The sequence below is a fragment of the Campylobacter sp. CFSAN093259 genome, from assembly GCF_012889985.1.
Classification (GTDB): domain Bacteria; phylum Campylobacterota; class Campylobacteria; order Campylobacterales; family Campylobacteraceae; genus Campylobacter_D; species Campylobacter_D jejuni.
In genome coordinates, this window is the sequence record NZ_CP040617.1 from 550,531 (window position 1) to 574,313 (window position 23,783).

Here is a 23,783-nt window from a genome sequence, read left to right on the forward strand (position 1 = left end):
ATGCTTTTTATCAATAAAGAAAATTTAGTCGAAGTTAGCAATGATAAGCCCATAAAAGTGGCAATTAAGGGTGAGTGGAAAGGGCATAATAATGGCAGGTTTAAGGTTGATGATAAAGATTTAAACTCGATGATTGATAATTTTAATCAAAAAAAGATTGATTTGGTTATTGACTATGAGCATCAAAGCTTAAAAAATGAAAAAGCACCTGCTGCAGGTTGGATTAAAGAGCTTTATTTGGAAAATGATGCCTTAATGGCTAAGGCTGAGTTTAACGAAGAGGCTAAAAAATATATAGCAAATAAGCAATACCGCTATTTATCCCCTGTGTTTGAATTTAATTCAAAAGACAATAAAAGTGGAGAACTAGTAAGAGCTAAGCTTCACTCAGTCGCACTAACTAATACGCCATTTATTGATGAGCTAGGCGAACTCATTGCTAACAAAAATAATATTCATCAAAACAAAGGAGAGAAAATGGATGAAAAAATCAAAGAGCTAGAATCTCAGATTATAGCTTTAAAAAATGAAAATAGCTCACTCGTTTTACAAAATGAAGCTTTAAAAAAACAAAACGAAGAAAGCGTTAAAAACTTAGCAAGCTCTTTAGTTGATAATGCTTTAAATAGCGGAAAAATTGCTAATTCCCAAAAAGAATGGGCGCTAATGTATGCTTGTAAGGATTTAGAAGGCTTTAAAAGCTTTTTAGATACCAAGAATGATCAAGTGCAAGTTCCAAAAAATAATGTTTTTGCAAATAAAAACACAGCAAAAACTAATGAGTTTGATGTTGTGAAAATGATGTTAGGGGATTAAAAATGGCTAAAGCTAAAAAAGAAACCCAAAACCTAGAAAATGAAGACTTGGAAACTGGAGACTTACCTAAAGCTTTGTCTTTAGAAGATGAGAACCTAGCTAATGAAGAAGCTGTGAGTGAAAATGAAACCGCTAAGGAATTTATAAATGAAGAAGGAGAAGAAATGCCATCAAAGGTCACACCAAAAAGCTTAAGCAATGATCCTTTAATTGCTATGCCAAAAAGCCTTGAAAGTTTTATCAATAAAGATTTGTTTTCAATTAATGCGAAAATAGATCTTGAAACTAATGAAAGTTTAGCTCTTGGAACGCTTTTAATCAGCGAAGATTTTGGAGAAAGCTTTAAAAAATGTCCAAATGAAGATATTAGTGCAAAAGAAAATGTTAAATTAGCAATGCTTAAAGATCACGCTCTTAGTTCTGGAGTTTATGGGGTTTTATTAGCAGGAGAAATCAATTTAAAAGGCGTTCATGTAAGTGCGGTTAAAAAGGCTTTTATGCAAAATTTAATTATTAATACTAAGGAGTAAAAATGGATTTAGAGCAACTTTTGGAACTTTTTTCAAGTACAAAAATAACTGAAGTTATTAATCAAACCAAAGCTTCACCTCGCTTTGTAAGTGATACTTTTTTTAAGGATAAAATCCCAAGTTTAGAGAGCACTGTAAGGGTTGAAATTATAAAAGGTGCTGGAATTGTTTTAAATAGCATTTCAGATAATGGGGAACATTCTTTAGAAAATACTAAAGACGCTTATATTTTAAATATACCTTTACCACGCTTTGCATTAGCAAAAAGAATCAGTGCAAGCGAGATTAATTCTTTAAGGTCTTTAGCATTGCAAGAAGCTCAGACTAAAAGCTTAAGTGGAGCTCTTGGGGTTTTGGTTAAAGAAATGAAAGAAAGCTTTAACACTACGCTTGAATATATGGCAAATGGTGCTTTATTTGGCAAGATTTTAGATGGCAAAGGAAATGTGCTTTTTGATTTTGGAAGTGCAAGTAAGAAAGCTGTTAGTGTTAAAAAAGATGGGAGTGTGACTTTAGCCAGCGTTTGTGATGCGATTGATTCAGCAATTATTGATGAATTTGGAACAAGTGCTGATTATGAAGTGCTTTGTGGAAATGAACTTTTTGCGGCTATTTCTAACTTGGCATTAAGCGAAGATCTTTATAAAAATCATCTTGCAAGTAGGGATGAGAAAGATAAGTCCTTAATTTTATATGGCACCAAATATCGCCGTTATAGTGCAAAATATAAAAATACAAATGGAAAAAGCGTTGAATTTTTAAAAGGCACTGAGGGTATGGTTGTGCCAAAGGATAATTCTAATCGCATTTATTATACAAGAGCAAATCATACTGATGCTTTAGGAAAAGCACCAAGTTTAATGTTTGTTTCTAAGCCTGAGATTTTACCTCGTGGGGCTGGAATTGAAATTGTAGGCGAAATGAGAGCCATGCCAGTTTGCACCAGACCAAATGGACTTATTAAGCTTGTTTTAGAGTAAAACGCACAATTTTAGCTTTAAAGGCAAAAAATGCTTTTAAAGCTAAAAAGATATTAGAAAAAGATTTTAAACGATTTTAACCATATTTTAACCACATTAAAAAAAGGTTTTTTTAAATGAATTATCAAGACATTTTAGAAGAAAAGCTTATCACAGAAACTAAAACGCATTTTTTTATGATAGATGAAAAGGATTTAATCAAAGAATTAAGCGTTCATGCCATAGCAGAGCTTAGCGATTTAAATGCTGATGGGGTTTGTGATAAAGAAGTGATTGATGATGCTATTAATGATGCACAAAGTTATATTGCAAGTTTTATAAAGATACCTAAAAACCCAACTCCTCTTTTAAAAGATATCTGTGTAAAGCTTACAATTATGGAATTAAAACGCCGAAATGATTTTCCAAAAGAAAGCTTAGAAGAGATTAGAGAGTGGGCTAATGATTTACTTTTAAAAATGGCAAATAAAAAAATTCCAACTGAAATCAACGAAGATAACTTTATTCCACAAAACAAAGTTAGAGCGTTTAAAATTAAAAGAAAAAGAATGGATTTAAGGAGATTAAATGGCTAAAAATTTAACTTCCACCACAAAGCCTAAGATGGCAAAGGTCGGGTGCGGCCTTCAGGTGGGTGCAGAGAGTGAAACTCCTGCTCGTAAGGATAAATTTACTTCATCCGCGAAGTCTCAAAACAACTTAAAAGATTTAGCAAAAGAACTTTATATTGCAGGTTTTGATATATTTAAAATTGCAAAAATTTTAAACCGCAATGAAAAAACGATTAGAAACTACAAAGCCAAAGATGGCGATTGGGATAAGCAAAAAGCTAATCTTTTAACTTCAAAAATAAAAGATAAAGAAAGTGCCTCATTATATGAAAGTTTTACTGAGCAAATGTTTTGTGCGATTGAAAATATAAATACTGATGAAAAAATGAATGCAGAAAAGAAAACTGAAGCCATTGCAAGGATAGGCGATAGCTTTTCAAAAATGAGAAAGGTTGCAAGATTAGAAGATCCAAGTAGCTATCGTTTAAATGTTGCTAAAAAAGTGGTTGAAATTATCATAAGTCATTTAAAAAATGATAAAGATTGCGTAGCAAAACTTGTATCACTTTTAGAAAGTGGAGTGATAGAAAAAGAAATTTTAGCAATGGATATTTAATGCTTTTTTCCAAAGAAGAACTCGATGAGTTTTTAATCTCAAACGAACAAAAGCACAAAAACACTCCAAATGAACTAAAAGGTGCTATGCAAAGAAAAGACTTTTTAGAATGGATGGATGAGCTAAAAAATGAATTAAAAACTCAATTTTTGCATGAAAGCCATTTAGATCCTACTTTAAAACAAGAAAGAATTAAAAGAGCGAGTGTGGATTTTGATTATTTTGCAAGAACTTATTTTCCGCATTATTTTACCATTAAAGGAGAATGTGGCTTACATTTGCACTTAAATGAAGTTTTTACAAAAATCGCACTTAAAAAAGAAAGCAAAGGTGAAAAACACGCCATAGCTGCACCAAGAGCTCATGGTAAATCCACCTACACTTCACAACTCTTTCCTTTGTGGTGCTTAGTTTTTAATTATAAAAGCTTTATAGTAGAGATTTCAGATGCGGTCGAACTTATGGAAGGAATGCTTGAAGCTATTAAAGCAGAGCTTGAAGATAATCCGCATTTAAAGCTTGATTTTCCCGAAGTAGTAGGAATTGGCAAGACTTGGCGCGTAGGAGAGTTTGTAAGTAATAATGGCGTAAAGATTAAAGCCTTTGGCAGTGGAAAAAGACTTCGTGGGGTTAGATATGGGGTTAAAAGACCTGATTTAGTTATTTTAGATGATTTAGAAAATGATACTAATGTCAGGAGTAAAGATCAAAGGGATAAATTAGAAGATTGGGTGGATGAAGCGGTTTTAAACTTAGGGAGTGCAGATGGAAGTTTAGATGTGCTTTATATTGGAACCATTTTACATAATGATAGTGTTTTATCTAGAAAATTAAAGCTTGGTTTTTGGAATCCTAAAGTCTTCCGTTCCATCGAAGAGTTTCCACAAAGGCTTGATTTATGGGATGAATACGCCACGCTTTATAGAAATGCTGATTTTAATACCGCTCATCAATTTTATTTAAAAAATAAAGCTTTAATGGATAAAGGAGCTAAGGTTCTTTGGGAAGAAGCTAAAAGCTTAGAGGATTTAATGAAGTTAAGGGCTGAAAATCTAAAAGCTTTTAATAAAGAGCAACTCAATAATCCAAGAAGTGAAAATCAAATCTTTAGCCTTGATGGCATTAATTTTTATGATGATTTACCCGCCATTAATCAGTATTATATGTATATTGACCCAGCAGGAGAAAAAGCAAAAAGTGACTTTACTGCGATTACCATTATTGGCAAAGGTACAAAGGGTTTTTATGTAGCAGAAAGCATCGTAAAAATCTTAAAAGCACAAAGCATTATAAAAACCATTTTTAATCTTCAAAAGATTTATAAATGTCGCTTGATTGAAATTGAAACTAATGGCGGTCAATTTTTCTTAAAAAAATGGTTACAAGAAAAAAGCTTAGAAAGTGGAGTTTTTTTGCCTTTGCGTGGTAAAAATAATAGCGTTAGCAAGTTTGAACGCATTGAGAGTTTAAGCCTTGCTTTTGAAAATGAAGAGCTTTTTTTACATAAAAGCCAAACTATGCTTATAAATCAACTTTTAGAATTTCCAGAAGGGAAAAATGATGATGCACCTGATAGCTTAGCAGGAGCATTTTTATTAGCAAGAACTAAAAGTAGCATTAAAAGAAGAAAGCATCATTTTAACTCTGTTTCAAGAATAAGGCGTTTTTAAAGGAAGAATATGAAAGAAACAAAAAGTAAAAGAGAAGTGATATTAAAAAATAATAGTCTTATTAACACTCTTATCAATTCAAGCTATATAAATGTGCTTAAAATCAGCGAAAACGATCAAAGAATGATTTTTAAAGATCTAAGCTTTACTCAAGCTCATCAATCAAGAAGAAGTGTGATTTTAGCCAAAGAGCTTCAAATCGTTTGTGAAAATGAAAAAATTAAAGAAAGCTTTGAGTATCTTTTTAATCCCGATTTAATAGGTCAAATCTTAGAAACCTATCTTTATGGACTTAATGTTTTTGAGGTTAATTACAAGTTAAAAGATGGTTTTTACTATCCAATCTTAAAACAAAGAGATTTTAGAAATTTTGGCTTTAATGAAAACGATGAGCTAATTTATAATGGCAATGGTTTTGATGAAATTATAGAAGATAAAAAAGCAATTTATGGGCTTTTTGGCTCTAATTTCTTATTTAAAAATGGAGACGCCTTACTAACCAAACTTTATTTTCCAGTAAAGCTTAAAAATGCAAGTTTAAAGTTTTGGATGGAGTTTTTAGAAAGATTTGGCTCTCCTTGGGCGGTTGCAAAAACAGATAGCGATCCTGATGCCTTAGCTTCTGAAATCCATCAAATGCTAAATGGCGATAGTGCGGTCATTGATAAAGAAGAAGAGCTTGATTTAATCCAGCCAAAGGCTAAGGCAAATTATAATGAAATAATAGATTACTTAGATAATCAAATAAGAAGCGTGGTTTTAGGAGCTAATTTAAGTTCTCAAGTAAGCGGAGGTTCTTTAGCAGCGGCTGAGTCACATAATCAAATAAGAAAAGATTTAGCCGCCCAAGATGGACAAATCGTTCTTTTTATTTTAAATCGTGCCATTAAGTTTTTCAAAGAAATCAATCATTTTAAAGATGAACTCTATGTGCAGTTTTTTAGCGAAGCAGAACCAAAAAGTGAGCTTTGCGAAAGAGATTTAAAACTCTTTAATATGGGCTTTAACTTTGATGAAGAATACATTAAAAGCACTTATAATGTAGAGGGAAAGCTTATAAAAGAGCTTTTAAATCAAGAAAGCAAAGTCTTAAAAGATGATAAAGAAAACAAAAAAGCTTTATTTGAAAACAAAGCAAAGTTAGAGAGCTTTGAAGAAGATTTTATTGACAAAGCTTTGGAACAAAAAGAATACTTAAAAGTCGATGAGAGCATGTCAAAGTTTTTTCAAGAGCAATTTGAAAGCATTGTAAAAGATTGTAAAGATTTTAACGAGGCACTCAATAAACTTAAAGAAAATTTTTCTAGTTTAGAGCAAAGCGAGTTTGAAAAACATCTTTTTATAGCTTTAAATAATTCGAGTATTTTAGGATACTTGGAGGATTAAAATGACAGGTGCAAAAATAGGATTTTTTTCAGAACCTACTAAAGCTGTTGATTTTTTAAAAAATAAAAAGCCAGAGCTTAGTTTTGATTATGATGAACTTTCATATTCAACCCATAAAAAAGTCTTTACTATTGCTAAGCTTATGGATGAAAGCTTGTTAAAAGATATGCAAGATACTTTAGTAAATGCTATTAAAAATGGGGATAAATTTAGCACTTGGAGTAAGATTGCAGAGGAGAAATTAAAAGCTAAGGGTTGGTGGGGTTCAAAGGAAGTCATAAACCCTAAAACAGGAGAAGTTAAAAAAACTCATTTTAATAGTGCAAGATTAAAAAAAATCTTTGAGGAAAACTCAAGAAAAGCTAAAGCTAAAGCTATCTATGAAAATCAAATGAAAAGCACTAAACCTTATTTTAAATACTGCACCCAAAAAGATTCTTTGGTTAGGGATAAACACAGAGCCTTTGATGGCATAGTTTTACATAAAGATGATCCTTTTTGGGACACTCATTACCCACATGTAACCATGCATGATTATGGTTGTAGGTGTAAAGTTATAAATCTAGGCGAAAGTGAAGTTAAAGACTTAAAAATTCCACCTTCAAATACCAAAGAAAGCGAATTTAATGGCTTTAACGATGAAGAGCTTTTAGATGAGCTTTATAAACAAAAAAACACTGAAGTCATTCAAAACTTTATAAAGCTTGATATGTTAAGTGCAGCGGCTAAAAAAACAAAAGAAGTTAAAAGCTTTGCTCATCAAAAAGAACTTTACACTTGGCAAAAAAGCTTAGATGATATGGTGGATGAAGTATTAATCAAAGATAATCAAAAATATCCTATCAATTTCATACAAGTAGGTAAAATGGATAAAAGCACCAAAGAGTTTTTAGAAAAATTAAATAAAAAAGACTTAGAAGACTTATACTTTACACTGAGCAAAAACAATCTTTTACACGCAAGCCCTAAAAGAAAGGCAAGTTATAATCAAGCTTTAAGCGCGGATGAAATCAAGCAAATTGTTAAAGTTTTAGATGAAGCAAAAGAAGTTTATTGGGATAATGCAAATAATTCTTTATTGTATTTCTTTGAAGATAAAAAAGATGCTAGTCGTATCAATAAAATTGTAATTACCCCTGATTATAAGCTAAAGAAGTTTGGTAAAACCAATGCAATAGTTACATTAGGAAAAGTAGAAGCGATTAATAAAGATAATAAGACATATATTAAGATCAGATAAGGCGGTGAGACTTGCACTCACAATACATACCCCAATTAATTGGACTATCCTACTACTACATTTTAGGTATCAACCTTATCTAATTAAGATAATTTTAGCTTGATGAAACTAAAAAGGAGTTTAAATGGTTTTAGCTTTAGGAGAATTTGAGTTTAAAGCTTTAAATTTTGATAATTTAGAAAGAAGCTTAGAATATAACATACAAAGTCAAAATAGGCTTAATAATCATAATGCTTTATTTGCAAGTTCTAAAGAAAGCGAAAAGATTAAAATACAAGGCAAAACTTTACCTTTAAAAGGGGATAGAAATACTTATTTAGATAAGCTTGAGAATATGGCAAAAGAACAAAGATCTTTTATCTTAACAGGAGCTAATGGAAAGTATTATGGTAAATTTGTGATTTTATCCTTAAATGAAAACAGAAGTGCATTTGTAGATGGAAGTGGCTTTGTAGCACAAAGCTTTAGCATGGATTTAGAAAGGGACTTTGATGAGTAAGATTTACATAGCTAAAAACAACGAGAGGCTTGATAGTATAGTCTATAAGCATTATGGGACACTTTTGTATTTTAATCAAGTTTTATTAGCCAATCCAAGATTAGAGCCTCTTTTAAAAACAGGGGATAAAGTGATTTTACCTAGTATTAAAATCAAAGAAAGCAAGGAAAAGGCTTTATGGTAAGAAAACCTAAGTTTAAACTTATTGCCAAAGGTGAGGATATCACAGAAAAACTTTCTAAAAATCTTATTAGCATTAGTTATGAAGATAAAGAAAAAGCTGAAAGTGATGAGATAAGTTTAAGTGTTTTTGGGCTTTATTCCAAGCCACTTTTTGGGGATAGTTTAGAGCTTTGGCTTGGCTTTGAAAAGCTTTATAAATGTGGAAGCTTTAGTGTGAATGTAGTGAGTAAAAACTATACTTCAAATACTACTGAAGTTAGAGCAAGTGCTATTAATTTTAGTGGAAAAGGCAGCGTTAATATAAAAGAGAAAAAGACAAGAAGCTTTGAAAACACTACTCTTTTTACCATAGCAAGAAAAATCGCAAATGAAAACAATCTAAAAATCAAAACAAGTGGAGAGGATCAAAATATAGTAAGTATTTTACAAAATAATCAAAGTAATTTAGAATTCTTATATAGTATATGCTTTGATTATGGTTTTATTTGCTGTGTAAAAGAAAATACTTTAATCATTACTCCAAAAGATGGTAAGATTGGCGATAATGCTGCTAATATCACAAGCAAGAATGAAAATTTACCCTTATTTGAAATAGCTTTAAAAGAATGTATTTCATTAGAAATTTCAGAAAGTGCTAGAAATGAATATAGTGCCGTAATAGCAGAATGGCAAGATATAAATGAGGCAAAGATAAAAAGCATAAAAGTAGGAAGTGGGGAGAATATATATAAAATGCAAATCTCACAACCAAAAAATGATAATGAAGCTTTTAAAAAAGCACAAGCAAAACTCAATGAGCTTCAAAAAGGTGGATTAAATGGAAGATGTGAGCTTATTGGGCGTGAAATAAGAGCAGGTGGAAAACTTAAGATTAAAGATATTAATATGGATCATTATGAATTTAGTATTAAAAGCGTGAGTCATAGCTTTAATGACTCAGCTTATATAGTTAGTGTGGAGTTTGAGAGTTAAGACTGATGCTCTAAAATTTCATCAATCGTTTCAAAAAGTATTTTGTAGGCTATCATTATATCCTGTTGCTCTTCTTTCTCTAATTTGGGGTTAAAAAAAGTAATTTTTTTATCTTTTAGATCTTGGCCTAAAAGTAAAAATTCTTGTTCTCGTATTAAATAAAATGACTCAGTCAGCATATCTTTCTTTTTTACTTCGTTAATTGAGAATCTAATAAGTATTTTATAATAATCAAGTATCGCTCTATAAAGATGGCTTTTAGCTTTATCAATATTTTTAAATGGATCTTCAGGATTATCTTGATAAAAAAATGTAGCTAGGTGTGAAAAAGCATTATGAACCTCCAAAACAGGCTGAACAAAACCATTGCTTTTGCCATCTTTTGATTGTTTAAGAATACTAAGGATATCTTCTTTAGCTTTATTTATGATGGACTTAATAAGTTTATTAATTTTACTACAATCACAATATACATTTTTAAAATCTTTCATATACGGCTTCTCAGAAGATTCCCTAAAATAACCAGCTGCATTTAAAATTTCTCCGATTAAATCTACAATCTGATCATCTTCGAGTATTTTTTTAATACAAGATGGATTTATATTATCTTTTTTTATCTTAGTAAGGTTTCTTCCTTTTTTAAGAAGTTTTTCGATAAAAATCTCTAATTTATCCAAATCATGCTTGGTATCAGAAAGCAATGTACTATTAATTTGGTCAAAAAATAAAATACTCCCAAATATGTCTCTAAAACTTACGATAGCATCAATATTTCTACCTCTATCAGAATCATTTCTGAAAAAATTAGATAAATCAACTTGAAGATAATCTAAGTAGCATTTAAATAATCTGTTTATTAATTCTATTTTATTTTTTTCTATATTTGTTTGTGATAAACTCATAAACACCCGAATTTTTATAACTTTTATCTATAGAATCACTCAAATCTTGCAAAGCTTGGTTTAGCTCTTTATCTTCTATTTTGATACATATATCAGATACGCTACCAGTGTTATGAAAGGGTATATTAATATAATTTACCTTTCCATAACTATCTCTAACTAACTTTTCCATTTATTTTCCTTAAAGATATAAAAAAACATTGACAAATTAAAATATTTCTCAAGCCTAAATGCTATCATATTTTAACAAATATTGCAAATTTAATTGAAGTTTATTATCAACATAATCCAAACTAAAACAAACTTGGTTCCAAATTTTCTCTTAATTCTTTAGTGATTAAATACACAGCATTTAAACTTAAATCGTATTTTTTAGCACATTCCGCACTTGCATTTTTAGTGCTTATTCCCTGTTTTATGAGTGTTTTAAAATCCTGTTTTAATTCTTCATCTCTAAGTAAGGTTTTATAGCTTGGTATGTAAATATTTGCACCGCCAAATTCTTTTAAGATTTCTCGTTTGTCGTTATTTTTCACAAAATCAATAAAATATTCAAAGTATTCGTTATTGCTAAGCAATGCTAGTCCTATTTGAGTGTTTTTGCAAATTATAGCAAAAAAGCTAAATTTTATTTAGTAGGGTATAATTTTAAAAAATAAAAAGGAGAATAAATGAAAAAAATAATAAGCGTTTTAATACTTGCTTTAAGCTTATTAAATGCTAAAAGTTTTGAAGAAAGCAAAAAAGAATTAGTAAAATTTTATAATGATCTAGGGAGCTCTTACTGGTATGATTTTTATTGTCAAGCACCTTTTAAGGTTAATAAAAAAGGAAAATATATTAGTTTTGAAGTGATTAAAAGTGATTTATATGCTCCTAGAAACGAATACACCAAAAAAGGAAAAATTAACCAAAGAATCAAACGCATAGAATGGGAGCATATTATGCCCGCCCAAAACTTTGGAAAGCATTTACCTTGCTGGAAAGAAGGTGGCAGAAAAGCTTGTAAAAATGATCCAACTTTTGCAAAAATGGAAGCCGATAAACAAAACCTAGTCCCAGCCATAGGAGAGATAAATGGGGATAGAAGCAATTTTAGATATGCTGAGGCTCCTACTAATTTAAAATATACTCAATATGGAAATTGTAAGGTTTATACTGATTTTAAAGCAAAAAGATTTTATCCTGCAAATTATTCTAAAGGCTGGATTGCAAGAAGCTATTTATATATGAGTAAGACCTATAATATTAAATTGTCAGATCAAGAAAGAAAGCTTATGGAGGCTTGGGATAAACAATACCCTATGGATGAGAAAGAAAAAAGAATTAGAGAATTACTCTAATTCTTTGCAAACTTTAGCCACAATTTCATCTATATCAATAACCAAGCTTTTATCTTCTTCCTCAAAACTCTCATCAATTCTTTCTCTAATTACGCAAATCACATTAAGTAAAATCCCAAAATCTTTATCAGTTTTAATCTGATGAGTGATTCCATTATGCATTATTTCAAGGCTTGTTCTTTTTGCGGCAAAGGCAATTTGTGAGTGTTTTTCTATGCCTAAGGTTAAAAAAAACTCTGCATCGTAAGAATGTATTTCTAAAATCATTTTAATCTCCTTTTGTTTTGATGAGACAACATTAGCTTCGTTTGGCTTAATGTGTGCTGTTGTTTTCTAAATTTTTTAGCCCTAGGATAACTTTATTAGCATCTTCAACGCTTAAATACCAAAGATACAAAGGTCGTTTTTTAATAATATTATTAATAAACTCTCTTAAAGCCCACTGAGTAGGATTTTTAGCATTTTTACTCCAAATGGCTTGTATCATATTAAGTTGCTTTTTTGTAGCCCTTCCGCTTTTAGTGTTTTCTTTTTTAAAATACCTTGCTTTTTTGGTATTTTGCTTTTTTAAAAACTTTTCATCATAGCCCAAAGTTATAGCAAAGTCCCTTAGTTCATCTATGCTTAAATCCTTACTTGAAGCTTTGCCATATCTTTCATTTAAAACCCAGCGATAGCTTTCATCATCGCTTAAATTAGTATCTTTTCTTAAGGTATGAATGATTTTAATTAAGTGCTTTTTTAAAGTGTTTTGAGTATTCATTTTTTAGCCTTTAAAATTTGCTCTAGTTTTGAAGTGAATTTATCAATATTTGCATTATAAAGCTTATCTTGATTTTTTTTGTATTCTAAATAGTTTTGCTCGTAATCTTTATTTATTTTAGTTTGGCTAGGAATTTGAGTTTTAATAACAGGGCTTATTTCAATTTTATTATCAAAAATGATTTTATCTTGGTTTTTAAACATATATTCAACTAGCTTATTATAAAACTCTCCTACATTCAGTGGTTTTCTTTGCTCATCACAAAGCTCTTTATTAGCATTAATAAAATAAAGATTATCCCCACAATCAACATGCTTTAAAACAGGCTTTCCTAACTCATCATAAACAATGTTACCATCATAATATCTAAGTACAAAAGAATATGAGAAATCTCCTTTTTTTGTTTGAAAAATAAAACGATTTGAAAATGAAATGAAAAGCCATTCTAAAAAAGACTCTATATTTTTGTACCTTAAGTTTAAATCAAGCTCTGCAAAGGCGCACACAAGAGAAAGTTTTTCATAGCTTGTACCAACAAATTGCTTTTTTAACATGGTTAAATCATAGTATTTTTTAAAGCCTAGTATATCTTTTGGTGTTTTGGCTTTAAAATAAAGTTTTTCTATAACCACTGCTTGAACTTCACTAATACCAAAAAGCTCTTTTAGTGCCTCTTTTGCATTATCCATTAAAACTCCTCTTCTAGCCAAGAAGCTAAAGCTTTTTGCTTATCTTTGTTTTTATATTTGTTTGCCAGTTTTGGAAGCCAAGTTGAATTAAGTGCTCTTTTCCAGCATTTTAAAGGCTTTTTATTAGCCATGAGCCATCTTCCATCGTCTTGCTTATAGTAATTTATAAAACTATCTGCTATAAAATAAGGGATAGAGCAAGAGTTTTTAGCATTAAACTCATCAATGGCTTTAATTAAATCTTCTTTGCTTGGAGGGTTAAATTTCATAACTCACCCCCAAATAAGCTTAATTCTTTGTCGTTGCTGTCTTTATTGTCAGCTTTTAAACTTTTCCAAACAAAAGTGCGACCATTCTCTCCGCCAAGCTCACTTTCCCAAAAAACACCTTTAAATTTCTCTAAAGTATTCCTTGAAAAATTATCACTCCTACTGACATCAAGAGCCGATAAAATCTCACTTGTGCTTAGGCTTTTTTCGTTTAAAAGCTTTAAAACTTTATCTATAAAAGCTTCTTCTTTATCGCTGATTTTAGCGTTTTGCAAGTCGGTGTTTTTAATATTTAGAGTTTTTGTATTGATAAAAAAGGCTTGATCTTTAATTCCTGCTCTTTCTTTTTGCACACTAAGCAATACTTCAAAGCCTTGTTCTAAGTTAGCCACTTTTTGTAAAAAATACATGCAATCACTTGAGTTTCTAATATGATTTGAGCCTTTAAAAGCTCTGCCATCTTTTGTAGAATGGTGTAAAGCCATAATGGTTGCCCCACATTCTCTTAAATTCATGAGCAAAGACATTAAAGACATCATTTTAGTATCATTATCAATATCTGCAAAATTGCGTAAAGAATCAAGTACAAATAAAACCCCTTCATAGCTTCCTGCTACGCCTTTGCCTTCAATCATTTCTAAAAGTTCATAAGCTGAAGTTTTTAAGCTTGATCTGTGAATATAAGTGAATTTGCTTTCATTTAAAATAAGTTCACCAAAACCTCTTTCATTTAAAACATTTAAAGGATTATCCATGTCAACATAAACGATGCTTTTAACCCTTGCATCTTTGCAAAGTGTTTTAGAAATAGCAGCACTTAAATAACTTTTTCCACTGCCGCCATTTGCGTAAATAATGGTTATTGCTTTTTTAACTAAAAAATCAGGGATTAAAAACTCTAATTTCTCATTTAAATCTTTATTTTTTAGCTTAAACTCATTTAAAAAATCCAAATTCATTTTATTTTTTCCTTGTCAAAACTTAATCAAACCCACTAATTAGTGAGTTTTGTTAAATTTTTTGGCTTTTTTTAACATATTTCATTTTTATGTTAAAATTTTTAATATTTTTTAACATTTCAAAAGTTCAGGATTCTCGTGGATATTGCCGATAGTTTCAATAGTATATCCTTCATCTTCAACTAAATAAATTAAAGAGCCTATGTAATCTCCATTTTTTCCTTCAAAATAAAAAGTCCCTTCTTTGTGAATGCTGATTTTTGCTAAAAAGTAATCGTATAGACTTTTAACTTTAACAATATCATTCTCGTATACTTTTTTACCTTTCTTGTCATAAAGCCCTGTAAAAAGCTCTATTTCACAATCCTCTTTAAACTCAGATAACCTTGTTTTGGCTTCTTCACCATAAACATATTTTGTTTGGCATTTGCAATCCTTATTACCACAACCCTTGTGATGCTTATCCCAAACTCTAAAATCAAAATCTTGTAGTTTCATTTGTTACCTCCATTTATACTTTTTATAGTTTTTTGCCATTCCTCATCGCTTTTAAACTCATTATTAAGTTCTTTTAAAAGTTTAAGTGCTTCATCATTAGACAAATTAGAAAGAATAGCTCTTATTCTTTCTAATGGCTTGATATCCTTATGGATAATTCCAAAGAATTCCTCTTGCTCTTTTGTGCTTAAATCTTCAAAAAGTTCAGCCAAATCATGAGCATCTATATCTTCTAAATCACTCGCATCTATGCTTACATTGACATACATTTTTTATCCTTTTGTTTTAAATTAAGTTTTAAAAACTTAATCAAATCCGCCTTAGCGGACTTGTTAAATTCTTTTAAGTCTAATTTTTTGCTTTGAAGTCATTTTCTTTTTTCTTTTAAAGCTTTGCTTTTTTAGCTTAGGCTTATTTTTAAAATCAAGTTCTAAAAAGCCATTAAAATGAGCTGTTTTTGTTTTAAAAACACTATTTAAAAGTTTAAAAGTCGCTAAGGAAAGCTCTCTCATTTTTCAATCTCCAAGCTTTCAATCTTTGGCTCTATTCTAAAATTATCTTTTACAACTCTTTTAAGTCCTAGCTTTACTAAGGCGCTATCTTCAAGCTCTGCAATAGCATCTTTATTAAGTTCTTCTTTATAAGTAATGCAATCATTAAGTCCATAGCTTTTTAAAGCTTTGATTAAGTTTTCTAGTTTTTCTTTCACACGTGGTAAAGATACACTTTTACTTAAGCGATAGCCAATCTTGCCAAAGGTAAATTCTTTGCTTCTTTTTTCTGCAAACTCGTGTTTATTATTTTCACAAAAGGTTGTAATGCACTGCTCTATATATTTAAGTTCATCACTTAAAACCTTAATCTCTCCTGCACGAGCTTCTTTAATCTCATTACAAGCTAAAGTCACCTCGCCATTAATCTTTTCTATTTTTACGCTAAGTTCTGCCACTTTTTTAAGTGCTAAGTTAACATCTTCTAAATTATTTATTTGCATCTATTCTCCTTTTAAATTAAATTTATTAATTTGATAATCCCAAAGAATTACGCCATATCTTAAAAGCACTGCGTGTTTAGTTTTTTTCTTGATTATCCTTAAGCCCTTATTGTAAGGGCAACTCCAAAACTAGCTCTTTAATGCCAAGCTTTTTAGCAAGTGCTAATTCTTCTTGCATACCTTGTGAATATTTTGCATCTTTGTGTTTGCTAAGATAAATATAATCACACGCTTTTAAAAGCTCTAATCCCATTTGTAAAGCTTTGTCTCTGTGCTTGTTTTCATCCAAATAACTAAATTGTAGTATGGGTGAAACAGGCACAAAACCTTCACATTCACGCATAATTTTTAAGCATTCTTGCTGAGCTATGCTAATAGCTTGTGCTTTTCTTTGACTTTCTCTTACTACTAAAGCTTTGTAAGGAGAGGCTACATAAACTAATGCCATTGTTAATCCTTTCTAATAAATTTAAGTTTTAAAAAACTTAATCAAAGTGCTTTAATTTAAGCACTTTTGTTAAGCTTTTTACCCAAATGAAAACGAATGATTTTTTTTGCAATATAATCAGGATAAATTCCTTTTAAAACATCTACAAACACTCCACTTTCTTTATAAATAATGCTTACACCCTTTATCTCAAAAAGCGAAGCACTATAATCAGCTTTCTCACCTTTAATCATTGGTATCATTTTTTCTCTCCTTGTATTAAGTTTTCTTTCTTTGCTTTTTCTTTTTTGATTAAGTCAATCGTTTCAAAGATAGCCATCCACTTATCTTTATTTTTAGGACTCTTTAACTTTCTAAGAGCTTCAGTATAGATTTGATGAACGCGTGTCACGCTAAGATTAAGTTCTTTAGCTATCTCTTCAAAACTCATTTTTAGCCCAGCATTAAAAATGATGCGGCAGCTTCTATGTGTTTAAGCTCAACCGCTTTTCCATCTGCAAATTCACAAGCTCTTTTTAAAAGCTTCTCACTTTTTCTAAAGTTGCCACGAGCGAGGTTAAAAACTAAATCAATAGCCTTTTTCTCCTCCACATCAAAATGATTACAAAGTGTTTTTAAGTCTTCATCTTTTAAACCTTCTTTGTTTTGGTAGCAAAGTCCTTTTAATTCCCATTTTGCACCAATTCTAGAGCTTAGTTGTCCGTACTCGTTGTAATCATTTCTGCCAATGCCTGTAAGATTGTTTTTAAGTTTTCTAGTACCTACTAAGATTAAAGCAGTATTTGAAAAATCATATATGCGTCTTAAGCACTCCAAAGCACGAAACGGCAAATGCTCACTCTCATCTATAATTAAAACCTTTGAAGTTCTTGCTAACTCGCTAGCAATGCCTCTAATCTTATCATCCAAAGAACCTTTAAAACACACATTGAGTTTATTTTCAAGCCCCACCAAAAGCATTCTTTTGCTTGTCTCAGTTGTTGCTTCAAAAAGCACCACTCTTGTTCCATTTTTAGCGGCATATTCTTTAATGGCTCTGCTTTTTCCAGTCCCCGCTTCGCCAATGATTACTCCCATTTCGCGATTGCTCATGGCACTTTCAATGGTTACATTAATCGCCTTTGCATCTTTAGTGGCAATAAAAGGTGTTTGAAGCTCTTTCACGCTTTTTTCTTCCACAAAGCTTTTAATGTATTTTTCAAGTAAAGGCTCTACTTTTGAAGCGTATTTATAGCTACTTCCTTCTTTCATATAGCCCACCATATAGCTTTTATTAATCCCTAAACGATCGGAGAGATTGTTTTGAGAGATGTTTTGGGTGCTTAAAAACTTTTTAGTAAGTTCTACTAATTGCATTTTTTATCCTTTTGTTTTTTTATGAGTAAAAACTCTTTAAAATTTGAATTAATCAAGCTTTAAACAATTTTTAACCAGCAAAATATTTCTTTTCGACAAAAGCTTCCATGTCAAACTCGCTTTCATCGTTATTTATTTCTTTTTTAGCATTTAAAATAAGCTCATCTGCATTAGCATTATTTTTAATCTCTTCTAATTCTCTTTGAGTTTTTAAAGTTTCTTTTGCAAGGGATTTTTGATGCACCTCTTTAGCTTCTACGAGTGAGTTTTCAAAAGCACTTTGTAAATCTTGTAAGTCTTGTTTAATATTAAGTTTAGTAAAGGCGGCAATCTCATCTTTTTTAAGCACTTCTTTAATCGCTTTAACTTCACTTTCATAACCTTTTTTAAGCATTTTATAGCTTTCTTTACTAAGTTTAGCGATACTTTCATCAAGTGCTAGACAAAGAAAGTTTCCGCTTAAATCATAAATGAAAAGTTCTTTAATATTATCGATATTTTGCACACATTTAACCCTTGTGCCAACACTTGGCATTAAAGCACTTTTATAAACTCTACTTTCAAAGTTAATGCCTTTTTTGCCCACGACCCTAAGTTCTTTATTCCCAGCATTAAACAAAAATTCTTCATAAGATATTTTTACAATAGCTCTATCGCACGAGTTCCAAAGTTCAAGTGGAGTTTTAACGCCTTTTTTTCGGCGAACTTTGCTCATGTTCCACTTGATCACTTCAGCTTCCAAAAGCTCACAAGCTTCGCTGAAGGTGTGAAGGAGTTTTTGATTAGTTTTTTTAGCAAAGCCGTATTCATCTTTAGCTTTTCTTTCTTTCTTAGGAGTTTTTTGCTCTATCATTTCTCTTTTAGCTAAGCTATTTCCAATGTGACCGTGCATTTGAGATAATCTAGCTCTTTGAAGTGTTCCAAAACGCCTTTCAACTAAAGCTTTTTGCTCTCCTGCGTAAGCAATAGCTGCATCATAGCTTATATTAAGACTATCAAGTAAGCTTTGAAAATCTTTTGAAAGATAATCTTTACCATTATCCCCTTTAATCATATCAGGCTTACCAAACTTATCTATGGCTTTCCATAAAAGTCTAGTTAGGCTTAAAGAGTTTGATTTTCCTACTAAGGTAGCTACTCCCATGCCACTAAAGACATCAACGACACTTAAGATGTGCGGGCGGAAAGGCTCTAGTGTTTCATCATCTCTTACTATAAAATCAGCTGGAGAGCTATCGATTTGCCAACACATGTTTTTCATATCATAAAGCTCTCTTTGATTGCCTTGTGCAGGGAGAAACTTACTTTTTGCTTTATCTAAGCCTTGTGTGATAATACAATGCTCCAAAGGCTTGTCTTTATAATAGTTTTTAATGAAATTTTGTAAGGTTTTTACACTAAAGAGTGGCTTTACTTTTCCCAAATCAAAACCTATAAAGTCATAATTTTCTTTAATGGCTGCTTCCTTGTGAATTTGCCACCAAAGCTCAGTGAAATTAAATCCACCTGCCCCAAAGGTGCGATATTCTCTTAAAGCGTATTCTTGCATCCAAGCACTAAGCTTGGTTTTATCTTTGCGGTGAAGTCCGCGAGTGTCGATAAGACCTAGAATGCCATTTTCTTTATATGCTTTGCGAATTCTAAAAATTTCTATTTTAGAAATACCGCATAATTCCAAAGCTCTTTTCTGCTTAAGTCCTCCTTCAATATATTTTTCTACTTGCTTTAAAGACTTAAGCTTTTCTCTAGCATTGTTTTTAATTTCATCGCTTAAATTTTCAAACTTTATATTTAAAACAGCCAAATCATTGTCTATTTTTGGCTCTGTTAAATTTAAATTACTAGTTTTTAAACTATTATTTGTAGTTTTTAAATTATCGGTAGTAATAATTTCGCTCAATTTAACTTTTTGCATTTTTTCATTAAAAATCAAAGTATTTTTACTGATTAATTCTTGATTAAAAGCGGTTAAAAGCTCATCTTTGCTTATTTTAAATAGTAGTTTTTTACCACCCCTGCCACCTTTTTCATTATCCACTTTTAGCCACTCATATTTATTTGAGTTTCTACTTACTGCAAGCCTCAAAGCTCCTGTGCTTACATTAAAAGTTTGTGCGGCTTCTTTGGTTTCTAAGAAGTAACTCATGAACAAGCCTTAGGCATTTCATCAATGATTTTAAGTTCTAAAAGTTTTTCATAAACTGCTCTAGTGTTTTTCTTCGCTTTGTATTTTCCTAAATATTCACCTTTTATAACGCGAATAGTACTTAAATAGTCAAGATTGTGTTTTTGTGCGAATTTTTTTATATTAATACCATTATCTTCGAAGTATTGTTTTAACATTTTTTTCCTTTAATTTGATATTTTTATATCAAATTGAGTTATTTTAAGATACAATTTGCTATTAAAATATCAAATTATAAGACAAAATGCGAATTAAGTCAAGATATTTTATCGCATTTTGTGAATTTTTTAATAAAAGAAGGCTTATAATGCATAAAACAGCAGACATTTTGAATAGAGTTTATGCTCTGTTAAATATCACCGATGATAAAGAATTTTGTGGAATTTTTAAAGTAAAACCCAATACATTAAGCACTTGGAGAACTAGAAATACCATTCCCTACGATTTATTAATGAAAATTTCAAAAGAACACAATATTTCACTTGATGCTATCTTTTTTGACAAAATGCGAATTATAGATGATATTTTGAAATTAAGATATTATACAGATGCGGCAGCCGCCGCTGGATATGGTGCTATAAATAGTCAATTAGAATATACTGAGATAGCAATAAGTAAAAAATTTGCCTGCGAAGCCTTAGGATTACCGCCTTTAGCTAAACTCGATATTATTAAAGTTATAGGAGATAGTATGGAGCCTTTTATCCATAGTGGAGATGTTATAGCTATTGATGTGAGCAAAAATAAACTTGACCTTGTTAAAAATGGAGATATTGTGGTTATCAACCTTGATGGCGAAATTTACTGTAAAAAGCTTTTAAAACAACCATTTGTAAATGAAATTGTATTAAGTTCTATGAACTCTTTTTACAAAGATATTGTTGTTAATATTGAGCATATTAACAACGCTGAAATTATAGGCGTTGTTTGTAAGGCAATATCAATTAAAACTTTTGAAAATGCTATTATAAAGTACGAGTGATGTTATATTTTATTATTATAATATTGATTGCAACAATTGGTTTATTTGTTTATTCTGGTTTTAGAATAAAATCAAAATTAATAAAAATAGCAACAAACGGCACTCTTACTAAACAAGATTTAAAAGAAATAGAAGCAATATCTAAATATTATGAAATTTCTTTAATGGAAGCAGCTAAAATTCATTATGGTAAAGCCATGATTACAGAAGAAATGATTTTAAGATTAGAAAGACCTTATCGAGAATTATATGAGCAGTGTAAAAATTTTTCTACAAATAAACATGAAAAAATTTCACATTATCTCTCTTCAAATAATCAAGATAATTATTTAGAAGCAATAAATTTTATCTTAATCACAGAAGAAAGTGTTAGCATAGCTTTAAAATCAAAAAATAAAGATACTGCAGAAAGCAGAAGAAAACTTGCATTAGAAATGGAACAAAAAATACAGGAAAGACATCCCAAAGCCTATGGCTTAATTGTAGATACAATTCAACTTTTGGAAGATAATTATGATGTAAGTCTTTTTGAAAATCAATGTATTAAGTATTATGAAGAAGCTGGGAAATTAAAAACTATTAAATCCAAACAAAAAAGAATTGATTGTATAAATGATTTAATAAAAGAAGCTGAGGCAAATCCTAAAATTGATAGAAAATTTGTTGATTTTTGGAAAAACAAAGTAAAAGAAATAATATAATTACATTTTAAGTTTAAGTTTTATGGAAAAATAAAATGCAACCAAAAAGTATCATTTTATTTTTCTATGGTTACATTTTATTTTTCCGCCGACAAATTAAAACATTTTAATTTAGATAAAATTTCAAAACTTCGCACTAAAAATGAAAATTTTATTCCCAATGAAAAACTTGAGGAACAAATCCAAAATGATCCTAATATCTGGCTTGGAGAAAGCAAAGAAGTGATTTTAAAACTTGATAAAAATGCTAAGGAATATTTTTTTAGAAAAGAAATACTAAGCAATTATCAAATCATTGATAAAGATGAAACAAGCTATACTTTAAGCACTCAAGTTTCCTATGAAGATGAAATTTTACATTTGGTTAAACAGTGGATTCCTTATATAAAAATTCTAGCTCCTATAGAACTGAAAATACGGCTAGAAGATATTTTAAAAAGTTATTTAAACAATCTATCTAAATAAAATTTATTTTAAATCCTTAACTGGTTGCGAAGGGGAGATTTGAACTCCCGACCTTCGGGTTATGAGCCCGACGAGCTAACCACTGCTCTACTTCGCGGCATATAAGATCTTTGAAATATAAAATAAGAAGTGGATGGGGTAAAGGGATTCGAACCCCTGAATGACAGGACCAAAACCTGTTGCCTTACCGCTTGGCGATACCCCAATAAATATTTTTTAAAAGTGTGATTATAATGAATTTTAATTTATTTGTCAAGCAATTTAAGTTATAATTTTAAAAATTTTAAGGAAATAAAAATGAAATTTGTTAGCGTAGAACAAGCGATTAAGGATTTACAAGCAGGAAAAATGCTTGTTATGGTAGATGCAGAAGATAGAGAAAATGAAGGCGATTTAATCTTTCCTGCGCAATTTAGCACTCAAGAAAAAGTAAATTTCATGATAAAAGAAGCTCGTGGTGTGGTTTGTGTAGCCTTAGATGAAACTTTGGCAAAAAAATTTGAACTTCCTTTAATGGTGCCTAAAAATACTTCAAACCACGAAACTGCTTTTACTATAACCGTAGATGCAAAAGATGCTACAACGGGAGTTAGCGCCTATGAAAGAAATATGACTATACAAATTTTTGCCGATGATAATGCTAAAGCGAGTGATTTTGTAAGACCAGGACATATCAATCCTTTAATCGCAAAAAAAGGTGGGGTTTTAGAACGCACAGGTCATACAGAAGGCACGGTTGATCTTTGTAAATTAGCAGGATTAAAAGGTGCTTGTGTGATTTGTGAAATTGTAAAAGATAATGGAGATATGGCAAGAAGAGAAGATCTAGAAATTTTTTGCCAAAAACATGATTTAAATATGATAGCCGTAAGCGATCTTATAGAATATCGCCTAAAACATGAAAGCCTTATTAAGCTTGAAGAAAAAAGTCAAAGTGTTTTAGCAGGCTTTAAAGCAGAAAAATTTATCTTTAGTGATCATAATCAAACCCAACACATAGCTTTTTGCTTTAAAGATATCAAAAAATGTGAAAATGTTAAATTTCATATCAGTGGTAGTGATTTTGAGCTTTTAACTTCAGATAAATTTTCAAAACTTTTAGAGCAAATCAAATTTCTTAGTGAAAATGGTGGCGTTATAGTTTTCATGCAAGGAGAAAAATCCAGTACTACTCAATACAAAAACTATGGTATAGGAGCACAGATTTTAAGATATTTTGGTATAGAAGAAATTAAACTTTTATCTCAAAGTTGTGATAAAGACTATATAGGTTTAGAAGGTTTTGGTTTAAATCTTAAAGCTTGTAATTTTAACTAAAAAGGAAAAAAATGACTTTAAAAGAACAAATTTTAAACGATATCAAAGAGGCAATGAAACAAAAAGATGATTTTAAAAGAGATAGTTTAAGAACTCTAAATGCAGCTTTTAAGCAAATAGAAGTGGATGAAAGAATAGAGTTGGATAATGAAAGAATTTATAAAATCATTGCAAGTGAAATCAAAAAACGCAAAGACGCAATCGAACTTTATCTTAAGGCAAATCGTGAAGATTTAGCACAAAAAGAACAAAATGAAATAAGTCTTTTTGAAATTTATCTGCCTAAACAACTAAGTGATGAGGAGTTAACTTTAGCCTTAAAACAACTTATAGAAGAATTGGGCGTAAGTTCACTAAAAGAACAAGGTTTGGTAATGAAAGAAGCTAAAATAAAATTAGGTGCGAGTGTTGATGGCAAAAGACTTAATTTAGCACTTAAAGAGCTTTTACAATAATTTTTTGGAGTGTT

The 23,783-nt window shown here is 30.4% G+C and carries 35 protein-coding genes and 2 tRNA genes; 17 read left to right on the forward strand and 20 right to left on the reverse strand.

All coding sequences use genetic code 11. The features are described from left to right. From FBF20_RS02955 to FBF20_RS03005, 11 genes are all read left to right on the forward strand, one after another. Entirely contained in the window at window positions 1-816 is an 816-nt protein-coding gene (locus FBF20_RS02955) for a phage protease (protein ID WP_002865468.1), read from the forward strand. A gap of 2 nt (window positions 817-818) precedes the next feature. Beyond that, window positions 819-1,346, forward strand: coding sequence for a hypothetical protein (locus FBF20_RS02960; RefSeq protein WP_002784505.1), 528 nt, complete (start codon window positions 819-821; stop codon window positions 1,344-1,346). A 2-nt stretch (window positions 1,347-1,348) separates the two neighbouring features. Further along, on the forward strand, window positions 1,349-2,326 hold the full coding sequence (locus FBF20_RS02965) for a major capsid protein (protein ID WP_002865469.1): 978 nt from the start codon (window positions 1,349-1,351) through the stop codon (window positions 2,324-2,326). Between the two features lie 116 nt (window positions 2,327-2,442). After that, window positions 2,443-2,901, forward strand: coding sequence for a phage protein Gp36 family protein (locus FBF20_RS02970; RefSeq protein WP_002855185.1), 459 nt, complete (start codon window positions 2,443-2,445; stop codon window positions 2,899-2,901). Then, window positions 2,894-3,493 (forward strand): DUF1804 family protein, encoded by a 600-nt coding sequence (locus FBF20_RS02975; RefSeq protein ID WP_002803360.1) that lies wholly within the window; start codon window positions 2,894-2,896, stop codon window positions 3,491-3,493. Before FBF20_RS02970 ends, FBF20_RS02975 begins: the two co-directional genes overlap by 8 nt. Next, window positions 3,493-5,163: a phage terminase large subunit gene (gene terL / locus FBF20_RS02980; RefSeq protein WP_002865471.1), complete on the forward strand. Its 1,671-nt coding sequence runs from the start codon at window positions 3,493-3,495 to the stop codon at window positions 5,161-5,163. Before FBF20_RS02975 ends, terL begins: the two co-directional genes overlap by 1 nt. Window positions 5,164-5,172: 9 nt before the next feature. Beyond that, window positions 5,173-6,549 carry a DUF935 family protein gene (locus tag FBF20_RS02985; RefSeq protein ID WP_002865472.1) on the forward strand — a complete coding sequence of 459 codons (1,377 nt, stop codon included), beginning with the start codon at window positions 5,173-5,175 and terminating at the stop codon, window positions 6,547-6,549. A 1-nt stretch (window position 6,550) separates the two neighbouring features. Continuing rightward, window positions 6,551-7,789 (forward strand): phage minor head protein, encoded by a 1,239-nt coding sequence (locus FBF20_RS02990; RefSeq protein WP_002865473.1) that lies wholly within the window; start codon window positions 6,551-6,553, stop codon window positions 7,787-7,789. 124 nt (window positions 7,790-7,913) lie between these two features. Then, window positions 7,914-8,288, forward strand: coding sequence for a phage tail protein (locus FBF20_RS02995; RefSeq protein ID WP_002784519.1), 375 nt, complete (start codon window positions 7,914-7,916; stop codon window positions 8,286-8,288). After that, window positions 8,281-8,472 carry a tail protein X gene (locus tag FBF20_RS03000; RefSeq protein ID WP_002784520.1) on the forward strand — a complete coding sequence of 64 codons (192 nt, stop codon included), beginning with the start codon at window positions 8,281-8,283 and terminating at the stop codon, window positions 8,470-8,472. The genes FBF20_RS02995 and FBF20_RS03000 overlap by 8 nt, the downstream gene beginning before the upstream one ends. Then, on the forward strand, window positions 8,466-9,443 hold the full coding sequence (locus FBF20_RS03005) for a tail protein (protein ID WP_002855003.1): 978 nt from the start codon (window positions 8,466-8,468) through the stop codon (window positions 9,441-9,443). Before FBF20_RS03000 ends, FBF20_RS03005 begins: the two co-directional genes overlap by 7 nt. Here FBF20_RS03005 and FBF20_RS03010 read toward each other — a convergent pair. From FBF20_RS03010 to FBF20_RS03020, 3 genes are all read right to left on the reverse strand, one after another. Then, complete coding sequence (locus FBF20_RS03010; protein WP_168952601.1) at window positions 9,440-10,345, reverse strand: hypothetical protein; 906 nt, start codon at window positions 10,343-10,345, stop codon at window positions 9,440-9,442. The two genes, FBF20_RS03005 and FBF20_RS03010, sit on opposite strands and share 4 nt — an antisense overlap. Continuing rightward, entirely contained in the window at window positions 10,311-10,517 is a 207-nt protein-coding gene (locus tag FBF20_RS03015; protein ID WP_002865476.1) for a CJH_07325 family protein, read from the reverse strand. Before FBF20_RS03015 ends, FBF20_RS03010 begins: the two co-directional genes overlap by 35 nt. A 121-nt stretch (window positions 10,518-10,638) precedes the next feature. Next, complete coding sequence (locus tag FBF20_RS03020) at window positions 10,639-10,923, reverse strand: Mor transcription activator family protein (RefSeq protein WP_043012815.1); 285 nt, start codon at window positions 10,921-10,923, stop codon at window positions 10,639-10,641. 93 nt (window positions 10,924-11,016) lie between these two features. On the opposite strand from FBF20_RS03020, the gene FBF20_RS03025 reads away from it, so the two are divergent. Next, the gene (locus tag FBF20_RS03025) at window positions 11,017-11,688 is read left to right on the forward strand and encodes an endonuclease (protein WP_002852234.1); all 672 of its coding nucleotides are present in this window, start codon (window positions 11,017-11,019) and stop codon (window positions 11,686-11,688) included. Here FBF20_RS03025 and FBF20_RS03030 read toward each other — a convergent pair. The 15 genes from FBF20_RS03030 to FBF20_RS03100 form a co-directional block, all read right to left on the reverse strand. Next, the gene (locus FBF20_RS03030; RefSeq protein ID WP_002795452.1) at window positions 11,680-11,955 is read right to left on the reverse strand and encodes a hypothetical protein; all 276 of its coding nucleotides are present in this window, start codon (window positions 11,953-11,955) and stop codon (window positions 11,680-11,682) included. The genes FBF20_RS03025 and FBF20_RS03030 overlap by 9 nt on opposite strands. Window positions 11,956-12,001: 46 nt before the next feature. Then, on the reverse strand, window positions 12,002-12,451 hold the full coding sequence (locus tag FBF20_RS03035; RefSeq protein ID WP_002865478.1) for a regulatory protein GemA: 450 nt from the start codon (window positions 12,449-12,451) through the stop codon (window positions 12,002-12,004). Beyond that, window positions 12,448-13,140, reverse strand: a complete 693-nt coding sequence (locus FBF20_RS03040) for a hypothetical protein (RefSeq protein ID WP_002878916.1) — start codon at window positions 13,138-13,140, stop codon at window positions 12,448-12,450. Before FBF20_RS03040 ends, FBF20_RS03035 begins: the two co-directional genes overlap by 4 nt. Continuing rightward, the gene (locus FBF20_RS03045) at window positions 13,140-13,409 is read right to left on the reverse strand and encodes a hypothetical protein (protein WP_002784531.1); all 270 of its coding nucleotides are present in this window, start codon (window positions 13,407-13,409) and stop codon (window positions 13,140-13,142) included. The genes FBF20_RS03040 and FBF20_RS03045 overlap by 1 nt, the downstream gene beginning before the upstream one ends. Further along, entirely contained in the window at window positions 13,406-14,368 is a 963-nt protein-coding gene (locus tag FBF20_RS03050) for a hypothetical protein (protein WP_002878917.1), read from the reverse strand. The genes FBF20_RS03045 and FBF20_RS03050 overlap by 4 nt, the downstream gene beginning before the upstream one ends. 111 nt (window positions 14,369-14,479) lie before the next feature. Then, window positions 14,480-14,866 carry a YopX family protein gene (locus FBF20_RS03055; protein ID WP_002791413.1) on the reverse strand — a complete coding sequence of 129 codons (387 nt, stop codon included), beginning with the start codon at window positions 14,864-14,866 and terminating at the stop codon, window positions 14,480-14,482. After that, complete coding sequence (locus FBF20_RS03060) at window positions 14,863-15,135, reverse strand: hypothetical protein (protein ID WP_002791414.1); 273 nt, start codon at window positions 15,133-15,135, stop codon at window positions 14,863-14,865. The genes FBF20_RS03055 and FBF20_RS03060 overlap by 4 nt, the downstream gene beginning before the upstream one ends. Before the next feature lie 63 nt (window positions 15,136-15,198). After that, complete coding sequence (locus FBF20_RS03065) at window positions 15,199-15,378, reverse strand: hypothetical protein (RefSeq protein WP_002791416.1); 180 nt, start codon at window positions 15,376-15,378, stop codon at window positions 15,199-15,201. Continuing rightward, a complete protein-coding gene (locus FBF20_RS03070; protein ID WP_168952602.1) occupies window positions 15,375-15,860 on the reverse strand; it encodes a host-nuclease inhibitor Gam family protein in 486 nt (161 codons plus the stop codon). Before FBF20_RS03070 ends, FBF20_RS03065 begins: the two co-directional genes overlap by 4 nt. Before the next feature lie 106 nt (window positions 15,861-15,966). Then, on the reverse strand, window positions 15,967-16,308 hold the full coding sequence (locus FBF20_RS03075) for a DUF4406 domain-containing protein (protein ID WP_002791419.1): 342 nt from the start codon (window positions 16,306-16,308) through the stop codon (window positions 15,967-15,969). A gap of 56 nt (window positions 16,309-16,364) precedes the next feature. Further along, complete coding sequence (locus FBF20_RS03080) at window positions 16,365-16,550, reverse strand: hypothetical protein (RefSeq protein WP_002824157.1); 186 nt, start codon at window positions 16,548-16,550, stop codon at window positions 16,365-16,367. Further along, window positions 16,547-16,738: a sigma factor-like helix-turn-helix DNA-binding protein gene (locus FBF20_RS03085; RefSeq protein WP_002795448.1), complete on the reverse strand. Its 192-nt coding sequence runs from the start codon at window positions 16,736-16,738 to the stop codon at window positions 16,547-16,549. The genes FBF20_RS03080 and FBF20_RS03085 overlap by 4 nt, the downstream gene beginning before the upstream one ends. A 2-nt stretch (window positions 16,739-16,740) precedes the next feature. After that, entirely contained in the window at window positions 16,741-17,664 is a 924-nt protein-coding gene (locus tag FBF20_RS03090; RefSeq protein WP_002806833.1) for an AAA family ATPase, read from the reverse strand. A 70-nt stretch (window positions 17,665-17,734) separates the two neighbouring features. Then, complete coding sequence (locus FBF20_RS03095; RefSeq protein WP_002878918.1) at window positions 17,735-19,810, reverse strand: DDE-type integrase/transposase/recombinase; 2,076 nt, start codon at window positions 19,808-19,810, stop codon at window positions 17,735-17,737. Beyond that, window positions 19,807-20,007, reverse strand: a complete 201-nt coding sequence (locus tag FBF20_RS03100) for a hypothetical protein (protein ID WP_002826948.1) — start codon at window positions 20,005-20,007, stop codon at window positions 19,807-19,809. The genes FBF20_RS03095 and FBF20_RS03100 overlap by 4 nt, the downstream gene beginning before the upstream one ends. Before the next feature lie 149 nt (window positions 20,008-20,156). Between FBF20_RS03100 and FBF20_RS03105 the strand changes: the two genes are divergently transcribed. From FBF20_RS03105 to FBF20_RS03115, 3 genes are all read left to right on the forward strand, one after another. Continuing rightward, complete coding sequence (locus FBF20_RS03105) at window positions 20,157-20,831, forward strand: S24 family peptidase (RefSeq protein ID WP_002791430.1); 675 nt, start codon at window positions 20,157-20,159, stop codon at window positions 20,829-20,831. Then, window positions 20,831-21,532, forward strand: a complete 702-nt coding sequence (locus FBF20_RS03110; protein ID WP_168952603.1) for a hypothetical protein — start codon at window positions 20,831-20,833, stop codon at window positions 21,530-21,532. The genes FBF20_RS03105 and FBF20_RS03110 overlap by 1 nt, the downstream gene beginning before the upstream one ends. A gap of 66 nt (window positions 21,533-21,598) precedes the next feature. Then, a complete protein-coding gene (locus FBF20_RS03115) occupies window positions 21,599-21,997 on the forward strand; it encodes a WYL domain-containing protein (RefSeq protein WP_282434113.1) in 399 nt (132 codons plus the stop codon). 21 nt (window positions 21,998-22,018) lie between these two features. Here FBF20_RS03115 and FBF20_RS03120 read toward each other — a convergent pair. After that, a tRNA-Met gene (locus FBF20_RS03120) sits at window positions 22,019-22,094 on the reverse strand. 33 nt (window positions 22,095-22,127) lie between these two features. Next, a tRNA-Gln gene (locus FBF20_RS03125) sits at window positions 22,128-22,202 on the reverse strand. A 92-nt stretch (window positions 22,203-22,294) separates the two neighbouring features. Here FBF20_RS03125 and FBF20_RS03130 point away from each other — a divergent pair. Then, a complete protein-coding gene (locus FBF20_RS03130) occupies window positions 22,295-23,314 on the forward strand; it encodes a bifunctional 3,4-dihydroxy-2-butanone 4-phosphate synthase/GTP cyclohydrolase II (protein WP_002852104.1) in 1,020 nt (339 codons plus the stop codon). A gap of 11 nt (window positions 23,315-23,325) precedes the next feature. Further along, window positions 23,326-23,769, forward strand: coding sequence for a GatB/YqeY domain-containing protein (locus FBF20_RS03135; protein ID WP_002852081.1), 444 nt, complete (start codon window positions 23,326-23,328; stop codon window positions 23,767-23,769). Window positions 23,770-23,783: the final 14 nt, after the last annotated feature.